Origin of the sequence: Streptomyces sp. NBC_00690 (assembly GCF_036226685.1) — a bacterium.
Taxonomy (GTDB): Bacteria; Actinomycetota; Actinomycetes; order Streptomycetales; family Streptomycetaceae; genus Streptomyces.
Genome location: NZ_CP109009.1, coordinates 3,589,675 through 3,604,038, shown reverse-complemented (window position 1 = coordinate 3,604,038; position 14,364 = coordinate 3,589,675). Strand labels below are relative to the sequence as shown.

The 14,364-nt window shown below is 68.8% G+C and carries 16 protein-coding genes; 6 read left to right on the top strand and 10 right to left on the bottom strand.

What is annotated here, in order from left to right; genetic code table 11:
• Nucleotides 1–605: 605 nt before the first annotated feature.
• Entirely contained in the window at nucleotides 606–1,493 is an 888-nt protein-coding gene (locus OID54_RS15790; RefSeq protein ID WP_329020004.1) for a Bax inhibitor-1/YccA family protein, read from the top strand.
• Nucleotides 1,494–1,588: 95 nt separating this feature from the next.
• Here OID54_RS15790 and OID54_RS15785 read toward each other — a convergent pair whose 3' ends face one another.
• Nucleotides 1,589–1,819 (bottom strand): DUF4287 domain-containing protein, encoded by a 231-nt coding sequence (locus OID54_RS15785; RefSeq protein ID WP_329020001.1) that lies wholly within the window; start codon nucleotides 1,817–1,819, stop codon nucleotides 1,589–1,591.
• 99 nt (nucleotides 1,820–1,918) lie between these two features.
• Here OID54_RS15785 and OID54_RS15780 point away from each other — a divergent pair, with 99 nt between their 5' ends.
• Entirely contained in the window at nucleotides 1,919–2,245 is a 327-nt protein-coding gene (locus tag OID54_RS15780) for a hypothetical protein (protein ID WP_329019999.1), read from the top strand.
• A 40-nt stretch (nucleotides 2,246–2,285) separates the two neighbouring features.
• Here OID54_RS15780 and OID54_RS15775 read toward each other — a convergent pair whose 3' ends face one another.
• Entirely contained in the window at nucleotides 2,286–3,146 is an 861-nt protein-coding gene (locus tag OID54_RS15775; protein ID WP_329027537.1) for a hypothetical protein, read from the bottom strand.
• 219 nt (nucleotides 3,147–3,365) lie between these two features.
• On the opposite strand from OID54_RS15775, the gene OID54_RS15770 reads away from it, so the two are divergent.
• Nucleotides 3,366–3,494 (top strand): hypothetical protein, encoded by a 129-nt coding sequence (locus OID54_RS15770; protein WP_329019996.1) that lies wholly within the window; start codon nucleotides 3,366–3,368, stop codon nucleotides 3,492–3,494.
• On the opposite strand, the gene OID54_RS15765 is transcribed toward OID54_RS15770, so the two are convergent.
• Both OID54_RS15765 and OID54_RS15760 read right to left on the bottom strand, forming a co-directional pair.
• Nucleotides 3,487–4,707, bottom strand: a complete 1,221-nt coding sequence (locus tag OID54_RS15765; RefSeq protein WP_329019994.1) for an acetyl-CoA C-acetyltransferase — start codon at nucleotides 4,705–4,707, stop codon at nucleotides 3,487–3,489. The two genes, OID54_RS15770 and OID54_RS15765, sit on opposite strands and share 8 nt — an antisense overlap.
• A 247-nt stretch (nucleotides 4,708–4,954) precedes the next feature.
• A complete protein-coding gene (locus OID54_RS15760; protein ID WP_329019991.1) occupies nucleotides 4,955–5,971 on the bottom strand; it encodes an SGNH/GDSL hydrolase family protein in 1,017 nt (338 codons plus the stop codon).
• A 143-nt stretch (nucleotides 5,972–6,114) separates the two neighbouring features.
• On the opposite strand from OID54_RS15760, the gene OID54_RS15755 reads away from it, so the two are divergent.
• Nucleotides 6,115–7,515 carry a cystathionine beta-synthase gene (locus OID54_RS15755; protein WP_329019988.1) on the top strand — a complete coding sequence of 467 codons (1,401 nt, stop codon included), beginning with the start codon at nucleotides 6,115–6,117 and terminating at the stop codon, nucleotides 7,513–7,515.
• A gap of 346 nt (nucleotides 7,516–7,861) precedes the next feature.
• Here OID54_RS15755 and OID54_RS15750 read toward each other — a convergent pair whose 3' ends face one another.
• Entirely contained in the window at nucleotides 7,862–8,293 is a 432-nt protein-coding gene (locus OID54_RS15750; protein ID WP_329019985.1) for a hypothetical protein, read from the bottom strand.
• 210 nt (nucleotides 8,294–8,503) lie between these two features.
• Between OID54_RS15750 and OID54_RS15745 the strand changes: the two genes are divergently transcribed.
• Both OID54_RS15745 and OID54_RS15740 read left to right on the top strand, forming a co-directional pair.
• The gene (locus OID54_RS15745; RefSeq protein WP_329019980.1) at nucleotides 8,504–9,349 is read left to right on the top strand and encodes a MurR/RpiR family transcriptional regulator; all 846 of its coding nucleotides are present in this window, start codon (nucleotides 8,504–8,506) and stop codon (nucleotides 9,347–9,349) included.
• A 225-nt stretch (nucleotides 9,350–9,574) separates the two neighbouring features.
• On the top strand, nucleotides 9,575–10,135 hold the full coding sequence (locus OID54_RS15740) for a hypothetical protein (RefSeq protein WP_329019977.1): 561 nt from the start codon (nucleotides 9,575–9,577) through the stop codon (nucleotides 10,133–10,135).
• Nucleotides 10,136–10,283: 148 nt separating this feature from the next.
• Here the strand turns inward: OID54_RS15740 and OID54_RS15735 are convergent, their stop codons facing one another.
• The 5 genes from OID54_RS15735 to OID54_RS15715 form a co-directional block, all read right to left on the bottom strand.
• A complete protein-coding gene (locus OID54_RS15735) occupies nucleotides 10,284–10,658 on the bottom strand; it encodes a hypothetical protein (protein ID WP_329019974.1) in 375 nt (124 codons plus the stop codon).
• 130 nt (nucleotides 10,659–10,788) lie between these two features.
• Complete coding sequence (locus OID54_RS15730) at nucleotides 10,789–11,208, bottom strand: roadblock/LC7 domain-containing protein (protein WP_329019971.1); 420 nt, start codon at nucleotides 11,206–11,208, stop codon at nucleotides 10,789–10,791.
• 38 nt (nucleotides 11,209–11,246) lie between these two features.
• Nucleotides 11,247–12,077 carry a transcriptional regulator gene (locus OID54_RS15725; RefSeq protein WP_329019968.1) on the bottom strand — a complete coding sequence of 277 codons (831 nt, stop codon included), beginning with the start codon at nucleotides 12,075–12,077 and terminating at the stop codon, nucleotides 11,247–11,249.
• Entirely contained in the window at nucleotides 12,074–12,535 is a 462-nt protein-coding gene (locus tag OID54_RS15720; RefSeq protein ID WP_329019966.1) for a hypothetical protein, read from the bottom strand. Before OID54_RS15720 ends, OID54_RS15725 begins: the two co-directional genes overlap by 4 nt.
• A 421-nt stretch (nucleotides 12,536–12,956) precedes the next feature.
• Nucleotides 12,957–14,336, bottom strand: a complete 1,380-nt coding sequence (locus tag OID54_RS15715; RefSeq protein ID WP_329019963.1) for an APC family permease — start codon at nucleotides 14,334–14,336, stop codon at nucleotides 12,957–12,959.
• Between the last annotated feature and the right edge of the window lie 28 nt (nucleotides 14,337–14,364).

The window sequence follows — 14,364 nt, the reverse complement described above, 5'->3', positions numbered from 1 at the left end:
CGAATTTCGACCCGGAGTGGTTGAATCCTTGACCTCCATTGACTCTCAGGGGTCACACGTTCGAGTGATTTCACCATCACTCGATAGGGCGGTTCCACGCGCTCCCCATTCTGGGGGGTGAGGGCGGACCGGGCGGAGGATGCATCCCCGAGCGCCCCGTGGTGGACGGTCCTGGTGGGCGAGTTGGCTTGATCTCAACTACTGCCGAGGTCTGACAGTGAGCGTCTCCCGTGACCCTGACCGCCCGGCTGTCCCTGTATCGAGCGCCCGCCTCGGCGGCTCTTCCTTCTCCCCTTCCCTTCTATCTACTCCCTCCCCGCTTACTCCTTCGCCGCCTCCCCTCCTTCCTGCCTTCGGTGGCGCTCAGGACTCCTCGACCTTCGGCGCCGGTCACCCGTCGGGTCGATTCGGCGGGCGTCGGAGTGATCCGTGGCACCCCCGATGGGTGTAAGGGCTTCCCTGCGCCTGAGGGAGGGTGAAATGTCGGGAATCGCCCGTTGTGTGGGTCACGATCGGGAAAGATCCTCCTGGAGCATTAGGGTGCTTTCTTTGCACCCGCATTACTCTTGACGCAAGGCCGCGCAGGGTGGCCATGGAGGAGTGAGATGAGGAGCAGTAACCCGGTCTTCTCGCGACGGGGGTTCAGCCGCGACAACGGCTATGCGGGCTTCAACGCGCAGCCGCAGGCCGGGGGCCCCGCCGTAGCGACCAACCCCTACGGGCAGGGCACCGGCAACCCGTACGCGACCAACCCGTACGCACCGGCTGACGCCCAGCTCGGTGGGGACCAGCAGGCCCCCGCCCGTTCCAATGTGATGACCATCGACGACGTCGTCTCGCGCACCGCGATGACGCTCGGCACCGTCGTGGTCACCGCCGCCCTCTCCTGGTTCCTGCTGCCAGTCGACCAGGACAGCATCGGCAAGTCGTACGGCATCGCCATCGGCGCCGCGCTGATCGCGATGGTCCTGGCGCTCGTCCAGGCGTTCAAGAGCAAGCCGGTTCCGGCGCTGATCCTGAGCTACGCCGCGTTCGAGGGTGTCTTCCTCGGAGTCATCTCCAGCGCGGTCAGCACCTACATCAGTGCGGGTGTCGTTCCGCAGGCCGTCCTGGGCACGATGGCCGTCTTCGCGGGCGTGCTCATCGCGTACAAGATGCGCTGGATCCGGGTCAACCGTCGCTTCTACGGCTTCGTCATGGCCGCGGCGATGGGCTTCATCATCCTGATGGCGGTGAACCTGCTGTTCGCGCTCATCGGTGGCGGGGACGGCCTCGGCTTCCGCAGCGGTGGCCTGGGCATCCTGTTCGGTGTCATCGGCGTCATCCTCGGTGCCTGCTTCCTCGCGCTCGACTTCAAGCAGGTCGAGGACGGGCTCACCTACGGTGCGCCGCGCGAGGAGTCCTGGCTGGCGGCCTTCGGCCTCACCCTGACCCTCGTCTGGATCTACCTGGAGATGCTGCGTCTCCTGTCGATCCTGCAGGGCAACGACTGACACGTCGTACAGAAGGGCCCGCAGGCGCTGCCTGCGGGCCCTTCCGCATGTCGAGAGGGGGAAATTGGGGTCGTCGGGGCAAGTAGGGGGGACGGCTACAGCAGTCTGCGGGCGGCACGCCTCAGGTCGTACTCGTGGATGATCGCTTTGGCGTGGCCGTACGCGAGATCGTGTTCGCCCCGGAGCCAACTGACCTTCTCCTCGAAACGGAAGAGGGAGGGGCCTTCCTCGACGGTGCGGAGCCAGTCGGAGATCTCGCGACCAGTGCATTGTGGGATTCGGGAGAGCAGATTGCGGTGTGTCTCTTCGGAGAAGACTTGGGACATCGGCGCCTCCGGACGCGTTGCGCGTGTGCTCCTTTCGGACACCGTGCCTGAGGGTTCGCGTATTGGCAACAGTCCGGGACGGGCGCATAGGGTCGCGGTGTGCTGGATACGACAGAGCTGACCGCGGTCGCCGACCGATTTGCCGACCGCCTGCGGGTCGCTCCGCAGAGCCGCCTCCAACGCGGGGCGGCGGCCGAGGCGCTTGCGCTGGCCAGGGAGTTGTCCCTACGGGCCCAACGGATCGAAGCCCCCGAGCAGCAGCCCAGAACCATGCCCGACGTCGGGCTCTTCGCCGTGGGGGATCAACTGCTCGTTGCCACGGCGGATTTGGCCGAGGCACTGCGAACGGCCCCGTCCCCCCGGTCGGCGGAGGTGGACGAGGCCGTGATTCTGGTCAGGGCGGCCATGGAGCGCGCCTTTACGTAGATGTGGCCGTTGGTGGGCCCCGCCCGCTGGTTCCCGCGGGTCAGAGCGAGGCTATGACGCGGTCGGCGAGTATGTAGACGCTCTCCTCGCCACAGACGAAGGTCAGGGCGTACGCCCCGGAGACGCTGGAGCCTCCCAGCAGGATCGGCGTGTCACCGGAGCGCAGGGCCGTCGCGAGGCGCTCGGCGGTCTCACGGTGGCCCGGAGTCATGCACAGCGTCGTGCCGTCGGTGAAGACGTACACGTCGAGCGTGCCGAGCGGCCCCGGCCTTACGTCCGCCAGCTCGGTCCGGGCCGCGGCGAGCTGCTCCAGGCGCTCCACGGTCCGCTCGTGGTCGGTGACCATCGGCGATTGGACGGGCACGAAGTCGGGGTGGGAGGGGTGACGGCGGCGGGCGGCGGCCAGCTCGGGCGAGTCCTCCGCGAACTCGGTCACCTCGGGGAGGTCGGCGAAGTCCACCAGATCGTCCTGAACGGCCTCGATCGCCTCCAGGTCGAGGGCCTCCAGACCGATGAAGTCGCTCTGTCGGGGGACGTAGTACGGCAACTCGTCTCCGGGTGCTCCCAGACCGCTCGCCAGGGCCGCGGGAGCGTCGCCCGCGAGGGCGGGCGCGTCGGCGGCATCGCGGGACTCCTGGGCGGCCCAGAAGGCGCGGGCCTCCGCCAGCTCCCGTTCACGCTCCTCGGCGAGGGCTTCGGCGACCGCTGCCCGGATCTCTGCGACAGGGGTCGCACGTGCCTGGGGCACGACCGCGATCGGGTGCTCAGCACCGACGCGATGGAGGTCGGACAGCTCGGTGCGCAGGGCCGTGACCTGCCGGCGAAGCCCGTGGGCGGCGTGCAGGGCAGCGGCACCCACGACCGTTGCGGCGGCCGTGGTCAGCAGCAGGGCAATAGACATGGCGCTCACTGACGTACTCCCGTATTCGTCGACACCCCCGACTTCCTACCTCAGCTTGCGATGGGCTTGGCCAAACTGTCAGTGCATTACGTCACAAACTGGACAGGTCTTTTGGCCCGGTGTTTACTGCCGAACAGGTTTGACCTGCGGATATATAGGCGCCGCAGGGCGTAGGTCACATCCTGGGGCAGTTTCGGTCACGACTTGGCCCTGGGTGCCATGACGGTGGCACGCGGTGGCGATCAAGCCATCGATCAGTGGCTCGGGCCGAGGGCGGCGACTTCGGCGCAGGTGCGTATCGCCCTGCTGAAGCGCCGCCGCTCGGTGTGGTCCCTCGTCGTCAGCTGAGCCGCTCGATGACCATGGCCATGCCCTGGCCGCCGCCGACGCACATGGTCTCCAGCGCGAACTGCTTGTCGTGGAACTGGAGGCTGTTGATCAGCGTGGCGGTGATCCGGGCACCGGTCATGCCGTAGGGGTGGCCGACCGCGATCGCGCCGCCGTTGACGTTCAGCTTCTCGATGTCGATGCCCAGATCCCGGTACGAGGGGATCACCTGGGCCGCGAACGCTTCGTTGATCTCGACGAGGTCGATGTCGTCCACGGTCATCCCGGCGCGGGCGAGGGCCTGTCGCGACGCCTCGACCGGCCCGTACCCCATGATCTCCGGCGAGAGCCCGGAGACTCCGGTGGAGACGATCCGGGCGAGCGGGGTCAGACCCAGCTCGCTCGCCTTGGTGTCACTCATGATCACCAGGGCGGCGGCGCCGTCGTTGAGCGGGCAGCAGTTGCCGGCGGTGATGAGTCCGTCGGGGCGGAACACCGGCTTCAGCCCGGCGACGCCCTCCAGGGTCACTCCGGCGCGGGGGCCGTCGTCCTGGCTGACGACCGTGCCGTCCGGGGTGGTGACGGGGGTGATCTCCCGCTCCCAGAACCCCGCGGCGATGGCCGCCTCGGCCAGGTTCTGCGAGCGGACGCCGAACTCGTCCATGTCCTGGCGGGTGACGTTCTTGAGTTGGGCGAGGTTCTCGGCGGTCTGGCCCATGGCGATGTACGCGTCGGGAAGCAGGCCGTCCTCACGCGGGTCGTGCCAGCTCTCGCCCCCGCCCTCCGCAGTCCTGGCGGTACGGGCCTGGGCCTGCTCGAAGAGGGGGTTGCGGGTGTCGGGCAGACCGTCGGACGAGCCCTTGGCGAATCGGGAGACCATCTCGACCCCGGCCGAGATGAAGACGTCCCCCTCACCGGCCTTGATGGCGTGGAAGGCCATGCGGGAGGTCTGGAGCGACGATGAGCAGTAGCGGGTGATCGTGCACCCGGGCAGATGGTCCATCCCCATCTGTACGGCCACGATCCGACCGAGGTTGTGCCCCTGCTCGCCGCCGGGGAGACCGCAGCCGAGCATCAGGTCGTCGATGTCCCTCGGATCCAGCTCCGGCACCTTGGCAAGGGCCGCCGCGATGATCGTCGCGGTCAGGTCGTCGGCCCGCAGGTCCTTGAGGGAGCCCTTGAAGGCCCTGCCGATGGGGGAGCGGGCGGCGGAAACGATGACGGCTTCGGGCATCGAGGGCTCCAGAGGCTGGGGGAGGGTTCCGTCGGAAGTTACCTGGAGGTAGTGGTGGGGGTCACGCATGCCGGCGTGTGATCGTCACCTCAATTCTAAGCGAGCGCTCGCTTCGGGGCGGGGGAGGGAAAGGGGGAAGGGGCGGCCTGGTGCACCGCCCCTTCCCCCGCCCTGCCTGGCCCCGCTGCCTGGAGACGTGCTCGCCCTGGCCCCGGGCGCGGGCTAGCCGTCTGCCACCAGGCACGGACTAGCGGTGCGTCGCCTCCGTCGGTGACGGCTCGGCCGCGTCCGGGGTGGAAGGGGGCTCTGGCAGCCGCCGCCTCCTGCGGTGCTTGAGCAGTGCCCAGGGCGCGCGGGCCCCCGTGACCTCGGTACCGGCCTCCTTCGCCGCCTCCGCCGCGGCCTTCGCCACCGGGAGCATCCCCTCGTCCCGACGGGCATCCGGCCGGTCCGACTCGGGCCAGACCCCGAGCGCCGCACAGACGGTCGGCAGCATCGCCATCGCCGCCGTCGCATATCCCTCGGCGGAGGGGTGGTAGTTGTCGGCGCCGAACATCTCCCGTGGATTGGCCGCGAACTCCGGCCCCAGCAGATCCCCCAGCGAGACCGTCCGTCCACCCTGCTCCACCGTCACGATCGTCTGGGCCGCCGCGAGTTGCCTGGATGCCCTGCGGGCCAGCCAGCGCAGCGGCTGGTACACCGGTTCGATGGTGCCCAGGTCGGGGCAGGTGCCCACCACCACTTCGGCTCCGGACGTACGCAGTCTGCGCACCGCGGAGGCCAGGTGGCGCACTGATTCAGTGGCCGGGATCCGGTGGGTGACGTCATTCGCACCGATCATGATCACGCAGACGTCCGGCTGTCTGGAGGTGTCCGCCAGCAGGGCGGTGACCTGTCGTTCCAGATCGTCCGACCGCGCCCCGGGCTGTGCGACGTTGCACACTTCGACCGGCCGTTCCGCGACCGCCGCGAGCCCCGAGGCCAGCAGCGCTCCCGGAGTCTGGCTGGCTCTGCGCACCCCCTGGCCTGCTGCCGTGGAGTCGCCCAGCAGCCCCAGGAGCATCGGGTTCGTGCGCCCGAAGGCCAGCCCGTAGAGTCCGTCGCCGCGGGGCGGAACGGGAGCCGTACCCCCTCCGACCGTGCGTTTCGCCAACTGCACCTCTGCGACCACCACGCCCATGGTCGCCACTCCGAGCAGGCCGATGCTTCCGCCGCCGTAGGCGGCGCCTGCTGCGATGCGCCGTGCCACTCTTGCCCTCGACACCGTCCGGACCTCCTCTCCTCGCCCTCCGACGCTGGGAGCTACTCGTCGGTTATGAGCTAACTGCCCCGTAGTCGCCATCGCCCAATCCCGCACCGGTCCGCTTACTCTGGCCGCATTCACTACGGAGATCCCGGAGAAACATTGTGCGCATTCACCACTCGATGATCAGTCTTGTCGGCAATACCCCTTTGGTGAAGCTCAACAGCGTGACCGAGGGCATTCAGGCGACGGTCCTGGCCAAGGTCGAGTACTTCAACCCAGGCGGCTCGGTGAAGGACCGCATCGCCGTGCGCATGATCGAGGCGGCGGAGGAGAGCGGGGCGCTGCTGCCCGGGGGCACCATCGTGGAGCCGACCAGCGGCAACACCGGTGTGGGGCTGGCGATCGTGGCCCAGCAGAAGGGGTACAAGTGCATCTTCGTCTGCCCGGACAAGGTCTCCACGGACAAGATCAATGTGCTGCGGGCGTACGGCGCAGAGGTCGTCGTCTGCCCCACCGCCGTCGACCCGGAGCATCCCGACTCGTACTACAACGTCTCCGACCGGCTGGTCCAGGAGACCCCGGGTGCCTGGAAGCCCGACCAGTACTCGAACCCCAACAACCCCCGTTCGCACTATGAGACGACCGGTCCCGAGCTATGGGATCAGACCGACGGAAAGATCACCCATTTCGTCGCGGGCGTCGGCACGGGCGGCACGATCTCCGGCACCGGTCGCTACCTCAAGGACGTCAGCGACGGCGCCGTCGCGGTGATCGGCGCCGACCCGGAGGGCTCCGTCTACAGCGGTGGTTCCGGTCGCCCCTACCTGGTCGAGGGCGTCGGTGAGGACTTCTGGCCCACCGCCTACGACCGGACGGTGACCGACGAGATCGTCGCCGTGTCCGACAAGGACTCCTTCCAGATGACCCGCCGCCTCGCGAAGGAAGAGGGCCTCCTGGTCGGCGGCTCCTGCGGCATGGCGGTCGTGGCCGCCCTGCGGGTCGCCGAGCGCCTCGGACCGGACGACGTGGTGGTCGTCCTGCTCCCCGACAGCGGACGCGGCTACCTCAGCAAGATCTTCAACGACGAGTGGATGGCCGACTACGGCTTCCTGGAGGGCTCTGGTCCCTCCGCATCCGTCGGCGACGTGCTGCGCCACAAGGAAGGGGGCAAGATCCCCAGCCTGGTGCACATGCACCCGGAGGAGACCGTGGGCGACGCGATCGAGGTGCTGCGCGAGTACGGCGTGTCCCAGATGCCGATCGTGAAGCCCGGCGCCGGCCACCCCGATGTGATGGCCGCCGAGGTCATCGGTTCGGTGGTGGAACGTGAACTCCTCGGAGCCCTCTACACCGAGCGCGCCACGCTGAGCGACTCGCTGGAGAAGCACATGAGTGCCCCCCTGCCGCAGGTCGGATCGGGTGAGCCGGTCGCCGACCTGATGAGCGTGCTCAGCGACACCACGCATGCGGCGGACGCCGCGATCGTGCTGGTGGAGGGCAAGCCCAAGGGCGTGGTGAGCCGCCAGGACCTGCTGGCGTTCCTCGCCGGCGGCGGAAACTAACGCTCTTCGCGGGGGCCGACCCCGTACCCCCGGAGCGCAGGGCGACGTCAAAGGTGGTTCCTGCGCCGCGGGTACGGGGTCGCACGATCGGCACACGGGCGTCACATCCAGGCAGCATCCGCTTAACACCCGTCCTGCACAGTGGTGGCTCACGAACGGCGTCGTGGATCCGGAGCGGCTCCCGGCTCGACGGCGTCGTGGACGCGGGTCCGGCCCTCACCAGGCCCGTGTCCCCCACGGGGATCGCCGATCCCGCCCCCCGGCCGGCGGCTGGGGGTGCGGCGGTCCCCGTGTCAGTCGTACCGGCGTCCATCAAGGGGAGGCACGACCTCCGGGAGCTCGGGGCTCACTCCTCCCACTCGGAGTGCCCCTCCTCCTTCGCGCGGCGCTTGCGCGACCAGGAGAAGCCCCCCGACGCATGGACGAAGTTCACTCCCACGATGCCGGTCCACGTCACGATCAGCCCGGGCAGACCGGCGTTCACCACACCGATCGCGGACAGCGGCACCGCCAGGATCATGGTGATGATGCCGTAGCCGAACCGCTCCCCGAAATTGGGGTCGGCCGGCTGCTGGGGCGGGCGGGCCCCGCGCGCCACCGACATCTGCTGCTCGGCGAGCTGACGTCGCACTCGACGGTCCACCGTGCCGTCGAGGCTTTGCTCGACCTTCTCCAGAAACGATTCGACGAGGGCGGAGTCATAGTCTTCGCCGAGTTCGCGGCGGGCGTGCAAGGTGGCGTCGAGCTCCTTCTTGAGCTCAGGGTCACGGGCGTCCATACCTCGTCACGCTACGGGGACGGACCGCTCACGTCAGTGGGGCTATCCCCACTGTTTCGCGCCCCGAGGATCCGGAGCGACCGGATCCAGGCCGTGGCGTGCCGCCCTGACCGATGATGGGACCGTCAGGGTCCGGCTCCCCGACCACCAGCAGACGACGACGGACCCAAGGAGTGCAGAGGCGATGACAGGCGCGACGAAGAGGACGGCATGAGCGACACCCCCGCCACCCGGCTGCAAGAGCTGTTCGAGGGGCATCGACTCACCCCCACCCAGCGGCGCATCGCCCACCACATGGTGCGCAGGGCGGCCGACGTGCCGTTCCTCTCCAGTGTGGAACTCGCCGAACTCGCCGGCGTCAGCCAGCCGTCCGTCACCCGCTTCGCGGTCGCCCTCGGCTTCGACGGCTACCCGGCACTGCGCCGGCACCTGCGCGAGATCACCCCACCCGGGCGACCGGCCACCACCACGGCCGATGGCGCACCGAACGAGTACCAGCAGGCCGTGCAAGCCGAGATCGAGAACCTGCGCCAACTCTCCGAACTGCTCGCCGACCCGACGCCCGTCGAACGCGCCGGCAGACTCCTCGCCGCATCCCGGCCACTGCCCGTCCTCGGACTGCGCGCGGCCTCCGCTCAGGCCCACGGGTTCGCCTACTTCGCGAGCAAGGTCCACCCGGACGTGCGCCTGCTGGACCAGGCCGGCAGTCTCCTCGCCGACCGCATCGACTCCTCACTGCGTGCGGGCGCGGAGGTCCTGCTCTGCTTCGCACTGCCCCGCCACCCCAAGGAGGTCGTGGAGGCGCTGGCGTACGCACGCTCCCGTGGGCTGACGGTGGTCACGGTCGCCGACTCCGCGTTCGCCCCGGTCGCCGAACACAGCGATCTGCTCATCCCGGCGGCGGTCGGCACGGGCTTCTCCTTCGACACGGCCTGCGCCCCGATGCTGCTCGGCAGGGTGCTGCTGGAGGCGATGTGCGACGCACTGCCCGATGCGCAGGCCCGGTTGGAGGACTTCGACGCCCGGGCGGCGGCCCGAGGACTCTTCGCGGAGTGATCGGCCGTGCGCGGATTCTCAGACGGCACTCAGAAATCGTCGCTAATCTCCGCGGCACAGCCGCCGCACGACACCGAGCCGGTCGCCCATGATCCCGGCGCGTGACGGCAGCCTGGCGATGGGCAAACAACAGCAGCACCGAGCAACAACAGCAGCACTGAGCAACAACAGCAGCACCGAGCAACGGCAACGAGTAGCAACAGGATCGACGGACGGAGTACGGAAGTGGGGCGCGGGGCGCAGTCGCTGGCAAGGGTCGCCGTGGTCGTACGGGCGGGGGCAGCGCCCCTGTGGTGGTCGGGACTGATCGCCGCGGGTATCGGGGTGCTCCTGCCCGGACTGACGGGACGGCGCATCGGCGTCCTGTCCGGGGCCGCCCTCTTTCTGATCGCGGCAGCCGTCACGGCCCTGCTGCGCCGCGGTCGCTATGCCCACTTCGCCGAATCCGCCACCCGCGCGGGCCGCACCGACATCCTCCAGGACCGTCGGGTGACCCTACGCAACTGGCGTCGCGCACACCGGTGGTACTGGGCGGCGGCGGTGGTCGCCGCCATCGTCAGCTCCTTCGCGCTGCCGGCTGCCGGCGGTCTGTTGCTCGCCGGCGCGGGCGCAGGACTGTGGATGAAGGCGCTCTGGCTCGGCCGGCGCGAACAGGACGCACAGAAGCTGCTGTGGCTGCGTACCGACTGGGCGGACGCCGGACCGCTGAGCAAGCGGGTCAAGGGCTTCCGCACGACGGGCATCGCCGCCGGGGACGCCGCGCCCGGTGGGGCGCGACGCCGCTAGCGCGTCTGACGAAGGGCGTCTGACGAACCGCGCCGGGCGTGACTGAGCGCCGGGCGCCATGGAGATCGGCGCCGGACGGAAGCCATCAGACACGGCCGGGGGGCATCCTGCGATGAGGGCCCCTTCGGCCGGACGCCTGCGGGGCCGATCAGATCTCCAACTCGCTCTCGATCTTCTTCAGCTGGTGACGCGCCATCGCCAGGTTGGAGCGGTTCTTGTCGAGCGCCAGATACAGGAAGAGACCGTCGGTCCCCCGCCCTCGCAGCAGCCGGATCAAGTGGTACTGGGTGCCCAGGGTGATCAGGATGTCCTCGATGCCGTCCTTGAGACCCAACTGCTCCATCGTGCGGACCTTGGCGCGCACCACATCGGTGTTGCCCGCCGCGGCCACCTGGAGGTCGAGGTCCTTGCCGCCGCCTATCGTCCCCAGCGCCATTCCGCTGGTGTAGTCGACGAGGGCGGCGCCCAGAGCGCCTTCGATGACGGTGGTCGCTTCCTTGAGGGCGGCTTCGGTGTTGGCCATGAGCTGTGTGCTTCCTTCCGATTTTCACTGCTACTGCTGGTGGTGCAGGGCGGTGATCCGTCGACGGCTCGAACCGTGCGACGCGCGCCCTTGGTGCTGATCGGCCTGTGGGACCGGTTGATGGGATCGGTCAGGTGGCCTCCGGCCGTTCGAGTGCGCCGAGGGCGTCGTCGACCAGATCGCCGATGCGGGCACCGGAGCGCCGCGCCTCCAGATGGAGCCGGCCGACATTGATCCGAGGACCGGCCAGCAGGGCGAGCACTGCCGAAGGGCCGGCTCCGTAGATCCCGGTGTAACCGAGTTCGCCACGGATCAAGAGTTCGCGGAAGCCGCCTCGGCCACTGACCGCGCCGAGGTGCGAGGCCGCACCAAGGACGGAGACGGTCAACGACGCCAGTCGGTCCGCGTGCTCCTTGGACTCCTCCGGCGCATGGCCGGTGTCCGATGCCAGCACCACACCATCCGTACTGGCCGCCAGCGCTGCCGTCAGCTGAGGCATCCGGACCCGAAGGCGCCGCAGTTCGGCGAGGACATCGGCCTCGGTCGTCATCAGCTGTCTCCTTTCGGCACGTAGCCGGGTGGCGCGCCTCATGAGGTACGACGAGGGGCCTGGCGGGCGGCCGGCGAACTCGCCGGGACGTCCAGCGCTTCACGGATGCGGCGGAGCAGGGCGCTGTCCGGGGCGGTGGGCGGTTCGTGCGCCTGCTCTTGTTGCTGCGTCCCGTCGTCCGACGATGTCTGGGCCCCTGCTCCTGGTACGCCGGCCGTTGCGTCGATCAAGCCTTCGGCGGCGAGTCTGCGCACTTCGACCAGGGTGTTGAAGGCGGGTCGCCCCAACTCCCGGGCGATGGTCGGCGGTGTGTGTACCCCGTCGGCCAGTTCCAGGAGTGCGCGGCGGTGGGGGCTGATGGCTCGTCCGCGGTGCGGGCGTCGCCGTACGGGTGCGGTGTCCACCTCGGGATGGGGCCAGATGGAGTTCAACAGCCGTACGCGACGCATCGATTCGCGCTCGACCGCACCGGGCGACACCGGCCGCACCGGGCCCAACCAGTGGGTGACCCCGTATCGGAACCGGGTTGCCCCGCTGCGGGTGGCGAGGGTGAAGAAGGCCGCGTCGAAGAGGGTGCCGAGATGGCAGATCTCCAGTTCGCCGGCGGTGATGGCCCCACTGTCGACGAGTTGGCGGGCGACCTGGCACCTGGCGCCCGCGGCGGCTATGGCGTCGTCCCAGTGGTCGGGGCGCAGCCGGCCGCTGGCGGCGGTGATGACGTCGAGTCCGGGGGCGGCGGCGGCTTCGGCATGGACCACCTGGCCGTCGACGAGGTAGAGCGCCCCGTGGTCCCGGATCAACACTCCGGTGGCGCGCTCGTCGGTGAGTCGTCGGAGCATGGGGGAGACGACCGAGAGCCGGTTGTTCATCCGAGTACCAGCCGTTCGGCCAGGTCGCGCATGCGTATGCGGGCCAGGGCGAGATTGCCGAGGTCGCGATCGAGCCAGAGGTGGAGGCAGACGGTGCTGTCGAAGGCCGTGTCCACGAATCGCACCATGTGGTAGCCGGTACGGGTGGTGAGGATGAGGTCCTCGACCAGCGGACCGTCGTCCGCCGCGGCCCGAGGGAGGGGGACTACCGTCGCCTCGTCCTCCGCCGGATGCTCGCCCTCTGTCGGCTCCGGTACGGGCGTGGTCGCGGCGAACGCCGCGAACTCCGTGCTGAGTCGGGCCAGTTCGCTGGTCTCCGCAGCATTGCTCTCGTGGTCGCCGCCGGCCGCTTCTCCCACGCTGCCGAGGGCCAATCCAGTGGCCCAGTCCACGACGGAGGCGCCGCGTGCGCCTGGCACCAGCATGGCTTCGAGCAGGCACTCGTCTATTCCGGGCACGTGGACTCCCTCCTTTCCCGCGCAGGTGTTCCGCGCACAGATGTACGGCGGCGGTGACCGGGAGGCTACGCTATGTGGTGGCCCCAGATGAGAGAACTTTCATTTTTCGCCGAGTTTGATCGAAAGTTGAATGAATTCCATAAGATTCGTGCACCACATACCCGTTTTTGGGGTGTTGCGGGTTCGGTGCGTGGCTTATCGGCTTCCGTCGGCTTCCGTTGGTATTGGGCGTGATCGATGCCACGGCCGTGCGATGGCTTGCCCCTCGATGGCTCGCGGGCATGGAAAGAAGGGCCCGGCGTCTGCCGGACCCCTCAAAGCCATGACCGGTGATTCAGTGACCAGTGATTCAGTAGCCGTCAGCCGTTGCTGTGACCTGTGGCCTGTGACCTGTGACCTGTGGCCTGTGACCTGTGGCCTGTCAGCCGTTGTCGGCGACGCTCTCGCCGCGCGCCTTCAACACCGCCTTGTTGACCGCCCACAGGACGATGCCGATGGCGAGCAGCACACCCGCCCGGATGTAGACCTCGGCATCCCGGTCCGCCAGCGGGCTGGCCAGGATCAGTGCGGTCACCGCACCGAGCACGGGCAGCGCGGTGGGAGTGCGGAAGTGCTTGTGGGCGACCCGGTCCCGACGCAGCACCAGGACCGCGATGTTGACCACGGCGAAGACGCAGAGCAGCAGGAAGGCCGTGGTGTCGCTGAGCCCCTCGATCTCGCCGGTGGTCACCAGACCGATCGCGAGCACCGACACGAACACGATGCCGACGACGGGAGTGCAGCGGCCGGGGAGCACCTTGCCCATGGCGCGCGGCAGGATGCCCTCGTTGGCCAGTCCGTAGCAGAGCCGCGAGGCCATCATGATGTTGATGAGGGCGGAGTTGGTGACCGCGAACAGGGCGATCAGGGCGAAGAGTTTGGGCGGGAAGTCCACGCCACCGGCCTTGACCACTTCCAGCAGGGGGCCGCTGGAGCCCGCCAGGGTGCGATGGTCGACCAGGAGTGAGGAGACCAGCGCCACCAGCACATAGATGGTTCCCGTGACGGCGACCCCGATGAAGATCGCGCGGGGGAAGGTGCGGATCGGGTCCTTCGTCTCCTCGGCCATGTTCACCGAGTCCTCGAAGCCGACGAAGGCGAAGAAGCCCAGGGCCGTCGCTCCCAACACGCTGGTGATCAGCGCGTATCCGGTGCCGGACGCTTCGAACTCGGTGAGCCGTGATGCCTCGCCGTCGCCCGAGAACACCGCCCATGCGCCGATGCCGAGGATGATGGCCAGTCCGCTGAGCTCGACGATCGTCAGCACCACATTGGCCTTCACCGACTCCGAGACACCGCGCAGATTGAGTGCGGCGAGGGCGAGGATGAAGAGGATCGCGATGAGGGTGGCCGGGACGGCGTCGGTGAACTCCAGGAAGTAGTCACCGCTGAACGCCCGTGCCGCGGCACTGGCCGACGCCAGGCCGGAGCACATCACCAGGAACGCGACAATAAAGGTGACGAACGGGACCTTGAACGCCTTCTGCGTGTACAGCGCGGCACCCGCGGCCTTGGGGTACTTGCCGACCAGTTCCACGTACGAGGCCGCGGTGAGCACGGCGACGATGAAGCCGATGAGGAACGGAAGCCACAGGGCGCCGCCGACCTTGCCAGCGACCTTGCCGGTCGTTGCGTAGATTCCGGTGCCGAGGATGTCGCCGATCACGAACAGGATGAGCAACTTCGGCCCGATGGCCCGCTTCAGCGGACCGTCGCCGTCCGGAACCTCTGCGGCTCTGGCGGTTTCGGATGCGGTGGTCATGGGCCTCTCTCCCGATCTCCTGGTGCGG

Excerpts from the sequence above, each read along its gene's own strand:
- OID54_RS15790 (WP_329020004.1), top strand. The coding sequence starts at position 606 with ATGAGGAGCAGTAACCCGGTCTTCTCGCGACGGGGGTTCAGCCGCGAC.
- OID54_RS15785 (WP_329020001.1), bottom strand. The coding sequence starts at position 1,819 with ATGTCCCAAGTCTTCTCCGAAGAGACACACCGCAATCTGCTCTCCCGA.
- OID54_RS15775 (WP_329027537.1), bottom strand. The coding sequence starts at position 3,146 with ATGTCTATTGCCCTGCTGCTGACCACGGCCGCCGCAACGGTCGTGGGT.
- OID54_RS15770 (WP_329019996.1), top strand. The coding sequence starts at position 3,366 with ATGACGGTGGCACGCGGTGGCGATCAAGCCATCGATCAGTGGCTCGGG.
- OID54_RS15765 (WP_329019994.1), bottom strand. The coding sequence starts at position 4,707 with ATGCCCGAAGCCGTCATCGTTTCCGCCGCCCGCTCCCCCATCGGCAGG.
- OID54_RS15750 (WP_329019985.1), bottom strand. The coding sequence starts at position 8,293 with ATGGACGCCCGTGACCCTGAGCTCAAGAAGGAGCTCGACGCCACCTTG.
- OID54_RS15745 (WP_329019980.1), top strand. The coding sequence starts at position 8,504 with ATGAGCGACACCCCCGCCACCCGGCTGCAAGAGCTGTTCGAGGGGCAT.
- OID54_RS15735 (WP_329019974.1), bottom strand. The coding sequence starts at position 10,658 with ATGGCCAACACCGAAGCCGCCCTCAAGGAAGCGACCACCGTCATCGAA.
- OID54_RS15730 (WP_329019971.1), bottom strand. The coding sequence starts at position 11,208 with ATGACGACCGAGGCCGATGTCCTCGCCGAACTGCGGCGCCTTCGGGTC.
- OID54_RS15725 (WP_329019968.1), bottom strand. The coding sequence starts at position 12,077 with ATGAACAACCGGCTCTCGGTCGTCTCCCCCATGCTCCGACGACTCACC.
- OID54_RS15715 (WP_329019963.1), bottom strand. The coding sequence starts at position 14,336 with ATGACCACCGCATCCGAAACCGCCAGAGCCGCAGAGGTTCCGGACGGC.